Genomic DNA, 16,853 nt, shown 5'->3' with positions numbered 1-16,853 from the left:
CTTTAAAAATATCTGAAGTAAAGTGTTTAATACCCTCAGATTGATTAGAGTCTGAAATGAAACCAATGAGTAGGCTTCCGAAAATCATTAACACGCTTCCGTTGGTTAAGGAATGCTTCAAGGCAGAAGGCCATGGAGTTTTTCCCGCGGAGGCTTGCTGCCCTACAGGGAATAAATTCATGAGTATTACGCCCATAATAATGGCGGGGAACTCCATCGAAGCCATGACGGCGACCATTTCTCCTCCAACTGTCATCTGATTCATCTCCAGAAAAGCAACTCCCGTTACAAAAGTAACAGCACTAACAGATCCATAGCATGAGGCAATGGCTCCGGCGTCAATGGAGTTCAATTTGATTTTTAATATAAAAAAAGAGTAGATTGGTATAAGTGTAGCTAACAAAAGGCCAAAAAGTAAATGCATGACTACCTCTTGCGTAATTCCCGTTACCGCAAGCTCCGAACCCCCATTAAATCCAATGGAAAAAAGCAAATACAGCGCAATAAACCCTTTAGAAGCCGTTGGGATTTCTAAGTCACTCTTGACTGTTCTAGCAATTACACCTAAAATGAAAAAGAGTAGGGTGGGATTTTTAAGATTAAATATGAGCAACTCAAAATTCGACATGAAAAGATTAATTTGGAGATAAGGGTAATAGAATTAGGCGCAATAAATCAATGACCAAAAGGCTAATTATCAACATATCAAACCGGGTAAACAAAATCAAAAAGCTGAATTCTTTCCCTTTGCGAATGAAACAAAAAGGAAAGGTGAGAAAATAGCATCTGCCGAAATAATTAGTTGAATTCAAAATTTTTCACAAAATAAGGGTTCCAATATTGATAATTTTTATTTAAGTTTATAATGGAATATATTAATCTCGCTTATGAATTACACGTTAAACCAATTACAGATTTATTTAAAGGTTGTGCAAACAATGAGTATTACGAAAGCAGCCGAGGAATTAAACCTGACACAGCCTGCTGTTTCAATACAGATAAAAAATTTCCAAGCACAATTCGAAATACCTTTGATTGAAATCATTGGAAAAAAAATATACGTTACTGAATTTGGCTTAGAAATAGCAAAATCTGCCGAAGGAATAATTGAACAAGTATATGCTATAAATTATAAAACCATGGCATTTAAGGATCAATTATTGGGTAGGCTTAAGGTTTCAATCGTATCTACTGCGAAATATGTTCTTCCGTATTTTTTAACAGATTTTTTAAAAAACAATCCAGGGGTAGAAATTAGCATCGATGTAACGAATAGAGAAAAAGTATTTCAAAGTTTAGAGAATAATGAAGTTGATTTCAGCCTTATTTCAACAGATATTAACACCCCTACGTTTGATCATATCGATATTTTAGAAAATGAACTATACCTAGTTGGTAATGCAGAAACCGCCAAACTAAAGCCAAAATTTGTTTTTCAAGAATTCAACAAAGAGCTCCCACTTATATTTCGTGAAAATGGCTCTGGAACAAGAAAAATCATGGAGTCTTATCTAAAAAAGCAGGGAATTCATGTCCTGAAAAAAATCGAATTGGTGTCAAACGAAGCGGTAAAACAAGCCATCATGGCGGGACTTGGTTATTCCATCATGCCTAAGATTGGCATAAAAAATGAGTTAAAAAATGGCCAACTAGCCATCATTCCGCGAAGCGGTTTACCTATTCGTAACACCTGGAAATTAATATGGCACAAAGAAAAAAGTCCATCCCCCGTCGCAAAAGCTTTTACGAATTACATCTTAGCAAACAAGGATGCTATTAAAAAATCCCATTTTGAATAAATAAAGCCAAGCAAAACTGCCTGGCTTTATAAAAACAACCCTTTTCATTAATTAAAGTACTCAAACGAAATCGTAAAACGTATTTTGTCTACGACACAAACTTAAATTATGATAATGATAAAAAAAAATTAATTTTATTATGCTTACTATTAATTTTTTTTATTATTTAGCTTGTCTAATTTTAAGCCTTAACTCGAAGTGTAGTCCCTGAAATATCTACTGCTAATTTAGTTAATCCCCTAGTTGCTGGCCCTTGTATCAATGCTCCTGTTGAGCTGAAAGTTGACCCATGTGCTGCGCATAAAAAAGAGGAAGAGTTTGCGTTGTATTCAACAGTGGCTCCTGCATGGGGGCAAACAGAAGAATAAGCCGCAAAGCTAGCTGCAGTGTTGCCGCTTGCCGTTCGAATAACGATGATTCCGCTTCTAGCCACAAAGTTATTTACCGCTTTTAATTCCGTATCTAAATTAACGGAAAACCCACTATTGGGAGAAGGTGCATTAACGGCAGCCGGTGCACCATTTTCCTCTTTGGAACAAGCGCTAGCTAAACAGGCCACACAAGCAAGGGATATTGGCCCTGTAATTGTTGATAAAAATTCTCCGCGTTTCATAAAAGCATTGGGATTAAGATGAATTTCAAATGCTAAACTTGTTTTTAGTAAAAAAGTTTAGCCCGGTATGTTTATTCTAGTACGCTTGCAAGATTTAATCGAATAAACAAGGCAGGGTAAAACAAATATATAATCACGTAGTTTTGTTTTAGAATTTAAGAAAATGGGATGATTAATTGGAAAGAAAGTAATCAAGCACTTGAAAAAACGTATTTATTCAACAACTTTGAAGATGTCATGCGTTTTATGGTGCTGGCAACCCCGTACATCAGCGAACAAAATCACCACCCCACGTGGAGCAATACCTATAATCAACTGTATGTCAAGTTGACGACACATGATGCAGGGAATCAAGTGACCGAGAAAGACAAGGAATTAGCCAACTTTTTCGATAGCCTTTATCTCCGATTTGTAAAATAAATCACTTGTTAGGTAAAAAGAGGCGAATCGTGTAATCCAACAAACTACCATCCCCGACCTTCCCGTGACCTGGAATCACCCATTTAACCTGCGGAAATGCGGCTTTAACTTTACCTACCGTCGAAGACCACTCGCTCAGATTTGCATCCCCTAAAAAGCCTTTGGATGCGTCCATTTCTTTAATCAAACAACCCCCAAAAAGTACCTGATCCTTCGCGAAATAGCCAACCACATTGTCTTGCGTGTGGCCTTGCCCAAAATATCGAATCTCTACCTGATCTGTTCCAAAAGGTAGAACTGTTTGTTGGCCGAATCCCTGCTTGGGTACAACGGCGTGATTGGCATCAGCCAACTCGAGCGTTTGCTTATTCGCTATCGAGTTAATGCCTTTATCATGAAATGCTTGCAAGCCGCCTAAACAATCATTGTGAAAATGCGTCGGAATTACACCCCTAACCCGCGCATGCAATATATTTTCTATCCATGCAATAAGGGTTTTGGATCCGGCATCGTCTGTTGGGGTATCAAAAATAACAACCTCCGAACCGCTAAGCACAACTAATCCATTGCATGGCACCCTGCCAAAATCATTGGTTTGTAAATAAGAAGTATGAACGAAAGTGTTTTCAGAAATTTGGGTGATAAGGACATTCGAAAGGTCCCAAGAATTATTTTGAGCCCGGGCCGTTGAAAATACCAAACAAAAGCCGAGAAGTATTAAGAACTTTTTCATCGTTAAAGCTAGCAAATATTCGAAAGATTCCCGTAGTTTTGAATGTAAATACCATAACATAATGTCCTTCCAAGCTTACCTCGATAACATTCAAGAGAAGACCAGAAAAAGTCCGGAAGATTTTAAAATCCTTGCTACAGCAAAAGGATTTTTGAAAGAAGGCCAATTATGCGTAAAAGCCACTGAAATTACGAACTGGCTGAAGGACGATTTTGAATTAGGGCATGGACACGCCATGGCCATTTTTGCATTATTTAAAGGAAAAACCGTATAATGAAACTACTTGCTAAAGTTATTGGGGGCATCGTTGCCTTTGTTTTCATCCTATTGATTTTTATTTGTGAAAGCGATCGTCCAGTGGAGGAGCTGATTCCCTTGTATGCGAATCAAGATTCAAAATTCATGCCCGTCCTAGGAATGAAGGTTCACTACCGCGATGAGGGCGTGCAAACGGATTCGGTGCCCTTGATTTTGTTGCATGGCATGTCATCCTCTTTAAATACTTGGGACAGTGTTGCAATGAGCCTGAAAGCTGAGCGACGCGTAATAAGCTTGGATTTGCCGGGCTTTGGTTTAACGGGGCCTTCGCCAGAAAATGCTTATAATTTCCCCTATTATTCGAAATTCATCGATTCATTTACGACCCGCCTGAAAATTAAGCGCTTCATATTAGTGGGCAATTCGATGGGTGGGGCTATCTCTTGGAATTATGCTTTACATAATCCGAAGGGACTCGCTAAAATGGTCTTAATTGATGCGGCGGGCTATCCGAAAAAAGGGGAGAGTGGATCTCTGGGATTTAAAATTGCCTCCACACCGGTGATCAATAACCTACTCTTGTATGCGACGCCTAAGTTTTTAGTGCGAAAAAGCTTAGAGACGGTATACTACGATCCCGCTCGCGTTACGGATGCGCAAGTGGAACGTTTTCACGATGTGGCAATTCGAGAGGGAAACCGAGCAGCTGCTTTACAAATTTTTAAAGGATCCTTTACGGGAAGTTCGAAGCGATTCTTGAATTCTGATGTTCCCAAAATTAAGGACATCAAAACCCCAACGTTAATCTTGTGGGGCGACAAGGACAATCTGATTGGCGTAAATAATGTGGATAATTTCTTGCGCGATATACAAGGAAGTCGGGCAGAAATCTACAAAAATGTTGGGCATGTTCCGATGGAAGAAATCCCTGGGAAAGTGGCGGAATCAATCCAAAAATTTGTGCGCTAAGTAGCCAAAAAATACGTGACCAAACTCTCCCATTCTGCTTCCAAAGAAATGTTGGGCCTAGTCTTTTTTGCTTTTGCGTACCAGTAATCCGAATTCCAATTATCACCCTCTTTGCGATGCAAATAGGCGTGTACCCAGGCAGCCTCCGAGCCGGGCAATTGATCGACAAGGTCATGTGCAGTTTTCCAGTCGCCTTTGGCATCATACCACAGGCTTTTCAAAATGAAGGGTAGCTGCTCATCTGGCGCATCTAATGCGAGGGATTCTTTAAATGATTGGCTATTGTTCATGCAGATTTTCTTAAAATTTTCTCCATCGCTTTTCCTTTGGCAAGTTCGTCCACAATTTTATCCAAATACCGAACCTGTTGGGTCAGTGGATTTTCAATATCTTCCACGCGGTATCCACAGATAAGCCCTTTAATTAAGGAAGCATTCGGATTCAATGTGGCTTTTTCGAAAAAGCGCTCAAAACTTGATTTGTTTTCAATCATTTGGGCCAATTCCGCCTCATCAAAACCCGTGAGCCATTGAATTACTTGATGTAATTCAGCTTTGGTCCGACCCTTACGCTCTACTTTGGCTAGATAGAGCGGGTAAACCGTTGAAAAGGTCATCTGAGCAAAACGCTCGTCTTGATTTTTATCTACAGACATCTTTGAGACAATCTAGATCTGATACATGTTTTCCTTTTTTGTATTTATAATTAGGTCTACATCGATCAATTCCAAAGACAGCACCATATCCTTCACAGCCGCCTTGTATTTCTTGAAATGGGCGGTAAGTATGTGGGATTGATAGGCTTCTTGATTCGCATATACCTCGAATATCGTCATGCTTGACGCATCTTTCTTGTCGGCGACTACCGTATAGGACAAAACCCCTGGCTCCAATTTAATCGCCGCAAGCATCTGCTCATTTAACAGGGATTTATATAAATCGAGCTGCTTGGGATCCACTTTAATTTTAGCAATTCTGTGCATTTCATTCGGCCGCTGGGCAAGAAGTTGGCCGCCACCATAATCCAAATAGGTTAATTCCCCTTCCCAAAAACCAACCGATTTGGCAAGGTCTTTGACCTGAAAACTTTGGCCATAACTCAGAGAAATGGCCCATGAAAAGAGTATTGTAAGTAGTCGCTTTTTCATAAAGTACATGTGGTGGAAATCAGACACATGGTAAATTATCAGATTTTTATCTAATTTACCCTTCAATCGAAGTAAAAATGATAAAACGCAGGGAATTTTTGAAGCAAAGCTCAGGACTCTTAGGCTTATCAGCCTTGGATTTTGCGGCACCTAAAAAACCACTTCTTTCCTTTTCCACCTTAGGCTGTCCAGCTTGGACATTTTCTCAGGCGCTTCAACATGCCTCCACAAATAACTACAGCGGTATTGAAATCAGGGGGATAAAAGGCGACTTAGACCTTCCCAAAAATCCCATCTTTTCAGCGTCGAACCTAGCTTCTACAAGACGAGAAGCGGAGGATAAAAAGCTTAAAATTGTCAACTTAGGCTCATCAGCCAACATGCATTTTTTGGATCCTGATAAGCGTCAAAAAAATCTCAATGAAGCCAAAAAATACATTGATTTGGCCCAACAATTAAACTGCCCTTTTATACGTGTTTTCCCTAACGACCTTCCCAAAGATCAAGATGAAAAAGCGACTGTCGGCGCCATCATTTCAAGCTTAGTAGAATTAGGAGATTATGCGAAATCAAGTGGTGTCAAAGTGTTGCTTGAATCACACGGGAAAGTCATCAAAAGCGACATGCTTTTGCACATCATGCAAGAAACGAATCATACGAACGTTGGCCTCGTTTGGGACTTCTTTAACATGTGGTCGGTGACGAAAGAATCCCCCACCTACATGTATAGCCAATTGAAAAAATACATATTTCATACACACATCAAGGATGCGATGTTAACCGAAAAAGGCGAAACTTATACCCTGTTGGGCGAAGGAAATGCCCCGGTTCGTGAAGCACTTCTAGCCTTGAAAAAGGGTGGTTACGCGGGTTATTACAGCTTTGAATGGGAGAAGCTTTGGCACCCGGAGATTCAAGAACCGGAAATTGCTTTTCCTCAATTTAGAAAAACATTTGACACTTTTTGGAAGTAGGTATGGGCACGAAAGAAAAACGAACATTTGACGCAATCGTCATCGGCTCTGGAATCAGTGGCGGTTGGTCCGCCAAAGAACTCACCGAAAAAGGCTTAAAAACCTTACTTCTAGACCGTGGGCGAGACGTCAAACATGTAACCGACTATCCTACCATGATGCATAATCCATGGGATCTCCCGCACCGGGGCCAAGTTCCATTAGAGGTAAAAAAGGAATATAAAACCGCCAGCAAGAATTTTATTTTTACCGAAGCGACGTCCCATTTTTTAACCAAAGACGGCGAGCAACCTTACATTCAAGACAAACCTTATGATTGGATTCAGGCTTACCATGTGGGTGGCCGCTCGTTGTTATGGGGCCGCCATACCCAGCGCTGGAGTGATTTTGATTTCACAGGACCTGCGCGTGACGGATTTGCCGTCGACTGGCCCATTCGCTATAATGACCTGGCTCCTTGGTATAGTTATGTGGAAAAGTTCGCGGGAATCTCAGGCAATAAAGATGGCTTAGAAACTTTGCCGGATGGGGAGTTTTTGAAGCCTTATGAATTGAACTGTGTAGAGAAGCATTTTGGGCAAGTAGTCAAAAGTCAATATCCGGATCGGCATGTGATCAGTGCGCGGACGGCCAACTTAAGTCAGGCCGAAATAATTCACCAAACAGTAGGCCGTAGCCAATGCCAAAGTCGGACACTCTGTGAACGCGGTTGCCCGTATGGCGGCTATTTCAGTAGTAATTCGGCTACCTTGCCCGCGGCATACCAGACTGGAAATTTGACCTTAAAACCACATTCGGTGGTTCATTCAATAATCTACGACGAGAAGAAAAATAAGGCAATGGGTGTTCGTGTGGTCAACGCGCTGACGCTTGAAATGGAGGAATATTTTGCGTCGATCATTTTTGTGAACGCATCGCCTTTGGCCACGAACTTAATCCTATTAAATTCCATTTCGTCCCGCTTCCCGAATGGCCTTGGAAATGACTCAGGAATACTTGGAACGCACATGGCTTTTCACAGCTATCGGGGACGAATTACGGCGGAATACGATGGGGAATTGGACAAGACAACAGGAGGCAAAAGGCCAACCTCCGGGTACATTCCGCGATTCAGAAATGTCTATAAACAAGAGACCGATTTCTTGCGCGGCTATGCGAGTAATCTTACCGCCAGCAGGATGGTTGACAGTGCCAAAGAGCATGTGGGAGAATCCCTAAAACAGGCATTATTGAATCCGAAACTTGGCAACTGGCACATCAACGTAGGTATGATGGGGGAGACAATTCCTAAGGCCCACTCGACGGTTCGCCTTGATTCACAGCTGAAAGACAAATACGGCATTCCGCAGCTTCGCGTTTCGATTGGGTATGATGAAAATGACGAGAAGATGTTGACCGATTTTCACCAACAATTCACCGAGATGTACACAGCCGCTGGCTTTCATAACATTCAGCCCATCGACACGCGGCGTTTACCTGGAAATGAAAACCACGAAATGGGGGGAGTTCGTATGGGTCGCGATCCTAAAACTTCGATGCTCAATGCGTTTAACCAAGTTCATCATTGCAAGAATGTGTTCGTCACGGATGGATCCTGCATGACATCGACATCGACACAGAATCCATCATTGACGTATATGGCACTGACCGCAAGAGCAGTGGATTATGCGGTGAAAGAGAAAAAGAAATTAAATTTATAACTTAATTCCCCACGCTTTATTCAACTTCCGACCAAGCAATGCGTTTGCGCCAGCGTCATTGAACTTCTCCGTTTTTGGATTCCAAGTTAATGATTTGTTGACCTCATAGGCAATGTTGCCAATGTTACACACAGAGGCTGTTCGGTGGCCAATCTCCACATCACAAATAGGACGTGTACGATTTCGCATCGCAGCCAAGAAGTCCTTATAGTGATTCGTACTTTCATACACGTGCTTTTCATTTGGCGCAATCACCCGATCTTTCAAGGCCGCGTTTGATGTTTCCAATTTCTTTCTTTGTACACGTAACGTACCCTCCGTCCCCACAAACTCGATCGCGTTATTCCACTCCCAAGGCTGATGCGTCATCTTAATTCCATTCGCGTAGGTATATGTCAAAAATTCGTTGCCGTTGGTTTTGGGAGCATCCACCTGAACCGGTCCACTTCCATCCATATCCAACGCCCATTGAACAATATCAAACATATGAGCACCCCAATCCGTCATACCGCCGCCACCAAATTCCTTGTATTTCCGCCAATTAGGGAACACGTCTTTTGAAATCGGCGGAGCCAATTCAGCATTAAATGGAACCGCATCATTCGGCCCTAACCACTTCTCAAAATCCAATCCGGAGGGTAATTCTTCAGCCGATAAATTATACGCTACGGGAGGTGGGCCAACATTCACTTTGATCGATTTCACTTCGCCTATATAGCCGTTGCGTATTAACTCCGCTGTTTGTCTAAACTCAGGCCAGGAGCGCTGCATGGATCCGGTTTGAAAAACACGGTTGTATTTCCGTGTCGCATCTACCATGGCACGTCCTTCTTTGACGGTCAACGAGAGCGGTTTTTCGCAATAAATATCTTTACCGGCAGCAGCAGCGCGCACCGCCATGGCTGCATGCCAATGGTCCGGGCTCGCAATCACAACCCCATCAATATTTTTCAAAGCCAACAACTCTGTAAAGTCTTGGTATTGAGGTATTTCTGAGTAACTACCTAGTGTTGATGATTTGGAATAAATATCTTTTACCCGATCTAAAAACAGGTTTGCCTTTGCTTGATACACCTCAGAGATGGCAGCAATACGAACCTCTCCTGTATTCAAAAATGAATTAGCTAATCCTCTTCCTTGTTTACCAGTTCCAATAAATCCTAGGTTAATAAGGTCACTAGGCGCTATATAAGCAGATCCGTCAGGACGAGTTCCTCCCAAAACATGTCGGGGAACGATAAAAAAAGAGCCAATAGCAAGGCTCGATTTAGTCAAAAAATCACGTCTTTTAATCGAGTTTGGATTTTTCATAATATCATATTTAACATGTACACTTTAAAAATAGCACCTTGAGCACTTTATCAGTATGTCAATTCAGAATAGCGTTTCAATGGATTTAGCTAAATGACTTCGCTAAAAAATCAAATCAAACTAAAATTAGTTGAATACCCAAAAGTTTGGAAAATTTTTGTTCATGAATGCAAGAGCCTTTCAGAAAATTAGCGGAATTCAATTAACTTCCGTAAGATTGTTTTTAGACTTTGCATAATTGTAACGTATCAAATTATTAACAATTCCTATCCAGTGTTTATCAATTCCGCGCAAATGGAAGTTAAACTTAGCACTAAAAACATGTTGACAAAAATTGAATATGAATCACTCTGGAATACCTTTTTTCAAGGACGAAAAAAGAACATGACAATGCCAGCCTATTCAGACTATAAAAAAAGAGAGGAGAAGAAAAAGGAATACATCGGCGGATTTAAAAAGGCACAAAAGACAATAAAATATATCCTTTTGGGAGAATGTGCTCCGGATACGGGCAATTTCATTTATGTAGATGGGTTAAATTCCTATATAACAGCACCATTAAAAGCTGTCGGATATAATACAAAGAAGAAATTTGACCGAATTAATGCGTTTATGCAGTCAGGATTCTTATTAATAGATCTATACCCTTTTGCAATCAACTACAAGGACATGCGCACTGAGTTAACAGAGAATATCAAATTCCAAAAAATAATACACCAGCATTTGATAAAGGAAATTACCAGCTACGGCAAACTAGTAAATGATGATTGGGATTTTTGTTTTGTTGCACCCGAAAGTACGTCGGCTGGCGTTCTTAAATACCTAATAACACATCAGCAGGGCGCGTTAATGAAGCGCAAAAATATCTCACACAAAAACGACCTTTTGAGTGGTCATGAAGACTTTGTCGATAAAAGTGGCAAGATTTATCATAACTACGTTGATATCAAGGGAAAAATGATGCCCAAAATTGCTCGCCTTGCATCAAGGCGGGGATCGACAGGGCCATCAGCGGATTTAATTAAGCGTGTCCTCTTTTAATACCATTTTATGCCCCTAAACCAACAGCTGCTAAACGCTATCCAAAAAGAATTACATCTTATATTTTCAGGAGCCAATATCCGTGAGCTAAATCGTGATGAATTTAATTTACCAAATCCCAACATTATTCTTGACGATTCCGAATTTGACCCTGCTGTAGATAACGAAAATCTTTATGATGCACTAGGGTATTTTAATGATAAAACTAGCGATTCAATTCACCTCTGTCCAAAGAAAATAGCAGTATCGGCAAGTAAAAAAGCTATAGACGTAGAATTATTCACAACAATCATATACATCCACGAGACGGCCCACTATTTCCATTTTCATGCCCGAGAAAAATTTAATAAAGGAGATTTTAGTAAAATGACCCCTTTGTTTGCCGAGTCATTCGCCCAATTGTTAACACATCGTGTTTGCCAACAACTAAATGACAAAGCCTTATTAGCTATTTTTATGCGGCTTACTGAAGAGCAGCCAATTGAATATAAGCAGTATAAATTGCCTTATGAATATGAAACTTCGTTCCCATTTGAGAAACAAAAAAAGATTAAAGTTGATAACACATTAATGAAAAATTTCTCCGTAGAAAGTATCGTTAAGGCTTTCGTTATGGGTGAATTAAATACCGATTGTAGCGACATCATTTATTCGCTTCAAGCAATAGCTATAGAAAAGTATTTAGCTAGCCATGAGCCATACATGAAAACTGCCTATGAGTATGGATTGTACAATATACCCTATGAAGAAGATGAAAAATTTATCGACTAAGCCATTGTTATTTTTGCCCTAACAATTTCCAAACGCTGAATGAATGGAATGCCGCAATAAATACGTTGCTGATAATGACCGGGTTGGTCAGCGTGCCTACCATAAAGGGGCTTAAAAATTTATAAATGATTTGAACCGATAAAAGCGCTATCTCCATTTTGGCATCAAATTTAAACAGTAAAACAGCTGAGAAAATTAGAATTGCGAAATAGATCGAAAGCAAAATCCCGCGTGCCGGAGTTTCAATTCCAAAGGAATCAACGGCCCAGTTAGCCTTTAAAAATAATCCCGAACATACCGGAATTAGAACAAGAATGTTGAGAAGGAGCGATAGTTTGGGTAAAGACATGAGATTTAATTGTTACAATTTGGCATAAAATTAGGACTTAATTCTTAGCATAAGAAATTAGTTTTATTTCCATTTATAAATTTGAAATAAAGCTAAATCTCGAGCCGCAAATTAATTAGCCGTTCCGCCAAAAAAATAGACATCGTTAACATCATTGAATCTAATTCTCATCGCTGGATCTCCATGTGAACTATATATTCTATACTTCCCGGCTGGAATTCGGGTTCCCTTGTAGTCCAATAGATACGAATACAACATCGAATTTGTATTAATCATCGTAGCTGAATTAGTCCCACTTGAAACAATCTTTGTGCCATTTTTCGCATAATAGCCAATTGAAATTAATTTTTTGGCATCATTCGCTAGAGCGCTCACAGGAATTAAAACCGTTACCCAACCAAACTCATTGAGGGTACCTTTGTTAATTTTAATTGTATTAAAACTATACTGCCTCATATATTGACCAAAATCGTCGCTACCTCCCGAAGTTTGCGGAATATCCGACTGAATAATTGCCGGTAGCGTTCCGTCATACCAAAAGGGCATGTCGATGTAGTTTAAAAAGTCAGTATAATTAGTTGGCTTGATAGAGTTTACAAAAAATCCATAAAACGGTGTACTACTAACTGTTTGGGCGCTACTCGGCTTCGTTTTCAAATAATCCACCATAATCCCTGTTTTGGACTGAGGCTCAATAAAAATATAGACCTTATTATTAGGTACTACTGAAGCTAGGGGCTCCTTTGACTCTTTCGCGCAAGAAAATACTAGAGTAGAAAACAAAATAATGGCTACGAAACGAATAGGCATTGTTGTAAATTTAAGCTTTTCCATGGTTGACATACTCATAAATTAAACACTAACAGCCAAGTAGGTTTAATTATTCAAATGTAGGTTTTTCTCGCCAAATGATATCGCGAGCTTTCATAAAATACTTCGTATTGCGTATAGTAAAAATTCAGGATACGCGTCAAAAAATATAATCCATTTAGCAGATTTTGGCAATATTTAGTAGGTTTACAGCTTATGAAATTATTTTACCAATTGTAATATCAAAACTATTTTTCTTGCCTAGATAACCTAAACCTCCCTAATTATGAGAAAACGATTAACCATTTTAAGTCTATTAGCATGCCTTCTTTGCATGAATTTACCGGCAAATGCCCAAGCCATTTTAAATTTTAAAGTTAAATCTGCGGCTAATGAAAAGGACCGTACGATGATGTTGGATATCTTAAGAGCCACCATGTACCAAGGGTTCAAACAAGAATTTATTTACAAGGTAAATCATTTTAAAGTGGGCGGAGGCTATGCCTATTTTACGGGAGAGGCTTTACGCAAAGATGGAAAAGAGATCACTTGGAGCGAAGACGAAGCACATGATTGCTGTTTTGTAGGCGCATTGTTTCGGAAAAAACAAGATAAATGGTACATGGAGGAGTCGTGTATTTTTCCTACTGACATGTGTAATACGGGCATAAGCCAACGTTACCCCAAGGCGCCTGTTGGTATATTTGATGATTTAGCAAAATCTCAAATTGGCGATTAAATTCTGTTTTTATGCAGCCGCGTTTATATGAACTGAAACCCCCTATTTTTTCATCTTAGCAGTGCAGAGTTTCTTAATTCCACAAAAACAGCAAATAAAGCGCTCACCCCAACTACCCATATAAATTTATAAGTCCCTGCTATTAAAAGAATTAGCTGTTTTTAAACACACTAATCTCAAATTTTATTAATTTTAAATTGGTAAATATTTCCATTAATGAAAAAATTAATTCTGGGTATAAGTTTGCTCTTTTTAGCGTGTCAAGAAAAACAGCGGCCCAATCTTGCCGTAACGCCTGAATTACAAAAAGCCTTGCAATCCATTCAAGTTTTGGATGGGTTTGAGGTAGAATTGGTGGCGGCCGAGCCATTGGTCGAAGATCCAGTAGCCATGGAAATCGACGAAGATGGAAACTGGTACGTAGCCGAAATGCCGGGCTACCCCTTAGACCTGAGTAAAAAGGGACAAATACGAAAACTTATTGATACCAATGACGATGGCTATCCAGATAAAAGCATTGTTTTTGCCGACAGCCTAACGCTTCCCATGGGTCTCATGCGCTGGAAAAAAGGAATTCTAGTCGCGGACTCCCCTAATATTCTCTATTTCGAAGATACAGATGGAGATCAAAAAGCAGATAAACGGGAAGTCATCCTAACTGGCTTTTCTTTATCAAATCCTCAGCACAACATGAATACCCCGAAATTCGGGATTGATAATTGGATTTATTTAGGCCACTCAGGGGCGATAAATTCCTTCTCGTATGAAAATATCTTTGGCGATAAGGGGACCGAAATCACCTTCCCCAACAAACCCAATGCCGCATTTTTACCTAAAAATGGAAACGGACGAAACGTTCGGTTTAAACCTGATTCATATCAAGTCGAGTCCCTTTCTGGAGAAACACAATATGGCCATACGACTGATCCGTGGGGACGCCGCTTTTACACGGATAATGCGAATCATTTATTCCATGAGGTAATTGACGCGCGCTATGTGAATGCCAACAAGAACCTGGTCATTGCCGATGCGATGGAAAAAATACCGGATCACGGCAATGCCTGTGAAATCTACCCGATTTCAGAAAATCCAAATCATCAATTATTGACGGATGTAGGCGTGGTTACTTCCAGTTGTGGTATTACCTGGTATGATGGTGGGGCGTTTGGTGAGAAATACAATAAGGTGACTTTTGTAGGCGAGCCGGTACATAATTTGGTGCATGCCGACATCATTGAGTCTCTTGGGGCGACCTTTCAAGGGAAACGCTTAGTAGAGAAAAAGGAATTTTTGGCCTCAAAAGATCCTTGGTTTCGTCCGGTGAATTTCTATGTGGGCCCGGATGGAGCTTTGTATGTTGTGGATTATTACCGCCAATTAGTGGAGCATCCAGAGTGGATGTCGGATGAGGTAAATAAAAGTGGCGCCTTGTACAATGGCTCGACTAAAGGCCGCATTTACCGCATCACTAAAAAAGGTGCGGGGCCGATGGATTGGATGAAATCGGTGAAGTTATCTGCTGCATCTTCGGCAGATCTTGTACAATTTCTAACACATGAAAATGGCTGGTATCGCCGGACTGCACAACGTTTATTGTTTGACCGGAAAGACAAATCTGCGACACCTTTATTAAAAGAATTATTGGCCGATGATAAAGCTTTAGGCAGCGTTCAGGCGCTTTGGTTATTGCATGATTCAGGAAGTTTAGATGCTAAAGACCTTGCCAATGCCTTAGGGTCTTCCACAGAGGGCATTCGCGAAAATGCTTTGCAAGTGGCCGACCGGATGATTGACAAACCTGGATTTGCCAACAATCCTGCCTTACAAAAACAACTGGTTGGCTTAGCCGACGACCCATCTGCCCGCGTACGGTTCCAGTGGTTATGTTCGTCGAGCTTTTTACATTTGCCTAATTCAGCCGCTTTGCGGGCTAAAATTTTAGCAAAAGATATTGAAGATCCGTGGGCGGGCATTGCGGCCATTGCTTCGTCGGAAGGCTCTGAAGAGGCCTTGCTTGAATCCTCGGCAAGGACGTTGGGCGCAAGTCCATCGAAAGGCAAATCCCTGTTTTTTAGCTACCTCGCGGCGACGTTGGTAAAGAAGGGGGATCCAGCTTTCATTTCTTTGGCTATCGACCAGAATCCTTCGAATGACTGGTGGCAGGCTGCGATCTGGTACGGGGTGGCGACACTCATCAAAGAAGCGGGCGTGCCTTTCCCGCTAGAGGAAAAACAAAGAGAGGCGCTTTTGGCATCGTTCATGCAAACAAACCAACCTGAACTGCGCACCTCTATTCTTTCACTATTCAAGTCCCTCGGGCTGCCTAAAAACGCGACCCAATTCGCGCGCGTGGAGCAGCGATTTAGCCAATCAAAAGATGCCCAATTTCAGCGAGATGCCTTGTCGCTCTTAGCCTTGCGAGGAGACGCAAAAACCCAAGCCACATTAATCCAATACCTCTCTTCGAAAAGCCCAGTTCACTTACAATTAGGCGCCATCGAATCCTTACCAAATACCTTAACTAAGGCCGATTTACAAAAGATAAATACCTATTATCCTTCGTTATCAGAACCGGTAAAAAAAGCTTGGATTGCGTATTTGCTGGAGCATGAAAATCAAGTGACCACCTTACTGCAGGAGGTAAAGAAAAACAATATCAAACGTGCCGATTTAGCCTGGCCACAAATCGTGGAACTGATGAATTACTACGATACAGGCGTGCGTAAATTAGCCCGCTCGGTATTGGCTATATCGGAAGACCGAAAGGCTATCTTACAAAATTACCTGCCAGCGGCGGAGAAAGTAGGAGATGTGGCGATGGGCCAAAAAGTCTTTGAGACAAATTGTACTTCGTGCCATGCCATCAAAAATTTGAAAGGGGTAGATTTTGGCCCTAACTTAAATACGTTGAAGAGTAGAAACGCGCTTTCCATCATTACCGAAATCATTAATCCAAACAATTCCATTGCCGATAAATATGGCCAGTGGGACATCGAATTAAAGAATGGCACGCGCCTAAACGGCATCATTACTTCGGAGAATGATCAAACCATCGCGCTAAAACTAATGGGAGGAGCCATTCAAAATATCTCCAAATCAACCATAAAAGCGAAAAAAGACTTGCGCGTTTCAGCCATGCCAAATGGGCTAGAGGCGAACATCAGTGTGCAAGCAATGGCGGATTTATTAGCTTATATTAAAAAATAACCCCATAAATCC

19 protein-coding genes are annotated in these 16,853 nt (G+C 40.8%); 10 read left to right on the top strand and 9 right to left on the bottom strand.

Translation table 11 applies throughout. The features are described from left to right. Positions 1-628, bottom strand: a 628-nt coding sequence (locus ACIQZ2_RS09645; RefSeq protein ID WP_395768647.1) for a sodium-dependent bicarbonate transport family permease, incomplete at its 3' end; no start/stop codon positions are given. A gap of 259 nt (positions 629-887) precedes the next feature. Between ACIQZ2_RS09645 and ACIQZ2_RS09640 the strand changes: the two genes are divergently transcribed. Further along, complete coding sequence (locus ACIQZ2_RS09640) at positions 888-1,799, top strand: LysR family transcriptional regulator (RefSeq protein ID WP_395768646.1); 912 nt, start codon at positions 888-890, stop codon at positions 1,797-1,799. A 181-nt stretch (positions 1,800-1,980) separates the two neighbouring features. Here the strand turns inward: ACIQZ2_RS09640 and ACIQZ2_RS09635 are convergent, their stop codons facing one another. Next, positions 1,981-2,412 carry a ubiquinol-cytochrome c reductase iron-sulfur subunit gene (locus tag ACIQZ2_RS09635; RefSeq protein ID WP_395768645.1) on the bottom strand — a complete coding sequence of 144 codons (432 nt, stop codon included), beginning with the start codon at positions 2,410-2,412 and terminating at the stop codon, positions 1,981-1,983. 168 nt (positions 2,413-2,580) lie between these two features. Here ACIQZ2_RS09635 and ACIQZ2_RS09630 point away from each other — a divergent pair, with 168 nt between their 5' ends. Beyond that, the gene (locus tag ACIQZ2_RS09630) at positions 2,581-2,832 is read left to right on the top strand and encodes a 4a-hydroxytetrahydrobiopterin dehydratase (RefSeq protein ID WP_395768644.1); all 252 of its coding nucleotides are present in this window, start codon (positions 2,581-2,583) and stop codon (positions 2,830-2,832) included. A 1-nt stretch (position 2,833) separates the two neighbouring features. Here ACIQZ2_RS09630 and bla read toward each other — a convergent pair whose 3' ends face one another. Next, a complete protein-coding gene (gene bla, locus ACIQZ2_RS09625) occupies positions 2,834-3,565 on the bottom strand; it encodes a subclass B1 metallo-beta-lactamase (protein WP_395768643.1) in 732 nt (243 codons plus the stop codon). A 61-nt stretch (positions 3,566-3,626) separates the two neighbouring features. On the opposite strand from bla, the gene ACIQZ2_RS09620 reads away from it, so the two are divergent. Then, the gene (locus ACIQZ2_RS09620; RefSeq protein WP_395768642.1) at positions 3,627-3,839 is read left to right on the top strand and encodes a DUF4287 domain-containing protein; all 213 of its coding nucleotides are present in this window, start codon (positions 3,627-3,629) and stop codon (positions 3,837-3,839) included. Then, complete coding sequence (locus ACIQZ2_RS09615; protein ID WP_395768641.1) at positions 3,839-4,792, top strand: alpha/beta fold hydrolase; 954 nt, start codon at positions 3,839-3,841, stop codon at positions 4,790-4,792. The genes ACIQZ2_RS09620 and ACIQZ2_RS09615 overlap by 1 nt, the downstream gene beginning before the upstream one ends. Here the strand turns inward: ACIQZ2_RS09615 and ACIQZ2_RS09610 are convergent. The 3 genes from ACIQZ2_RS09610 to ACIQZ2_RS09600 are packed head-to-tail and all read right to left on the bottom strand — an operon-like array spanning position 4,789 to position 5,948. After that, positions 4,789-5,082 carry a hypothetical protein gene (locus ACIQZ2_RS09610; RefSeq protein ID WP_395768640.1) on the bottom strand — a complete coding sequence of 98 codons (294 nt, stop codon included), beginning with the start codon at positions 5,080-5,082 and terminating at the stop codon, positions 4,789-4,791. The genes ACIQZ2_RS09615 and ACIQZ2_RS09610 overlap by 4 nt on opposite strands. Beyond that, entirely contained in the window at positions 5,079-5,447 is a 369-nt protein-coding gene (locus tag ACIQZ2_RS09605) for a DUF2200 domain-containing protein (RefSeq protein ID WP_395768639.1), read from the bottom strand. The genes ACIQZ2_RS09610 and ACIQZ2_RS09605 overlap by 4 nt, the downstream gene beginning before the upstream one ends. A 12-nt stretch (positions 5,448-5,459) precedes the next feature. Continuing rightward, entirely contained in the window at positions 5,460-5,948 is a 489-nt protein-coding gene (locus ACIQZ2_RS09600) for a putative quinol monooxygenase (RefSeq protein ID WP_395768638.1), read from the bottom strand. Between the two features lie 68 nt (positions 5,949-6,016). Here ACIQZ2_RS09600 and ACIQZ2_RS09595 point away from each other — a divergent pair, with 68 nt between their 5' ends. Beyond that, positions 6,017-6,913 (top strand): sugar phosphate isomerase/epimerase family protein, encoded by an 897-nt coding sequence (locus ACIQZ2_RS09595; RefSeq protein WP_395768637.1) that lies wholly within the window; start codon positions 6,017-6,019, stop codon positions 6,911-6,913. A gap of 2 nt (positions 6,914-6,915) precedes the next feature. Next, positions 6,916-8,613, top strand: coding sequence for a GMC oxidoreductase (locus tag ACIQZ2_RS09590; protein ID WP_395768636.1), 1,698 nt, complete (start codon positions 6,916-6,918; stop codon positions 8,611-8,613). Here ACIQZ2_RS09590 and ACIQZ2_RS09585 read toward each other — a convergent pair. Beyond that, the gene (locus ACIQZ2_RS09585; protein WP_395768635.1) at positions 8,608-9,924 is read right to left on the bottom strand and encodes a Gfo/Idh/MocA family protein; all 1,317 of its coding nucleotides are present in this window, start codon (positions 9,922-9,924) and stop codon (positions 8,608-8,610) included. The genes ACIQZ2_RS09590 and ACIQZ2_RS09585 overlap by 6 nt on opposite strands. Positions 9,925-10,218: 294 nt before the next feature. On the opposite strand from ACIQZ2_RS09585, the gene ACIQZ2_RS09580 reads away from it, so the two are divergent. Next, on the top strand, positions 10,219-10,965 hold the full coding sequence (locus ACIQZ2_RS09580; RefSeq protein ID WP_395768634.1) for a hypothetical protein: 747 nt from the start codon (positions 10,219-10,221) through the stop codon (positions 10,963-10,965). 9 nt (positions 10,966-10,974) lie between these two features. After that, positions 10,975-11,736, top strand: a complete 762-nt coding sequence (locus ACIQZ2_RS09575) for a hypothetical protein (RefSeq protein ID WP_395768633.1) — start codon at positions 10,975-10,977, stop codon at positions 11,734-11,736. Positions 11,737-11,743: 7 nt separating this feature from the next. On the opposite strand, the gene ACIQZ2_RS09570 is transcribed toward ACIQZ2_RS09575, so the two are convergent. Both ACIQZ2_RS09570 and ACIQZ2_RS09565 read right to left on the bottom strand, forming a co-directional pair. Further along, positions 11,744-12,085: a hypothetical protein gene (locus ACIQZ2_RS09570; RefSeq protein WP_395768632.1), complete on the bottom strand. Its 342-nt coding sequence runs from the start codon at positions 12,083-12,085 to the stop codon at positions 11,744-11,746. A gap of 111 nt (positions 12,086-12,196) precedes the next feature. Next, a complete protein-coding gene (locus ACIQZ2_RS09565; RefSeq protein WP_395768631.1) occupies positions 12,197-12,919 on the bottom strand; it encodes a hypothetical protein in 723 nt (240 codons plus the stop codon). A 262-nt stretch (positions 12,920-13,181) separates the two neighbouring features. Between ACIQZ2_RS09565 and ACIQZ2_RS09560 the strand changes: the two genes are divergently transcribed. Together ACIQZ2_RS09560 and ACIQZ2_RS09555 are read left to right on the top strand one after the other, a co-directional pair. Further along, on the top strand, positions 13,182-13,634 hold the full coding sequence (locus ACIQZ2_RS09560) for a hypothetical protein (protein WP_395768630.1): 453 nt from the start codon (positions 13,182-13,184) through the stop codon (positions 13,632-13,634). A gap of 216 nt (positions 13,635-13,850) precedes the next feature. Further along, positions 13,851-16,841, top strand: a complete 2,991-nt coding sequence (locus tag ACIQZ2_RS09555; RefSeq protein ID WP_395768629.1) for a PVC-type heme-binding CxxCH protein — start codon at positions 13,851-13,853, stop codon at positions 16,839-16,841. Positions 16,842-16,853: the final 12 nt, after the last annotated feature.

The organism is Aquirufa sp., assembly GCF_044342065.1.
Taxonomy (GTDB): Bacteria; Bacteroidota; Bacteroidia; order Cytophagales; family Spirosomataceae; genus Aquirufa.
This window is presented reverse-complemented; position numbering and strand designations above follow the sequence as displayed.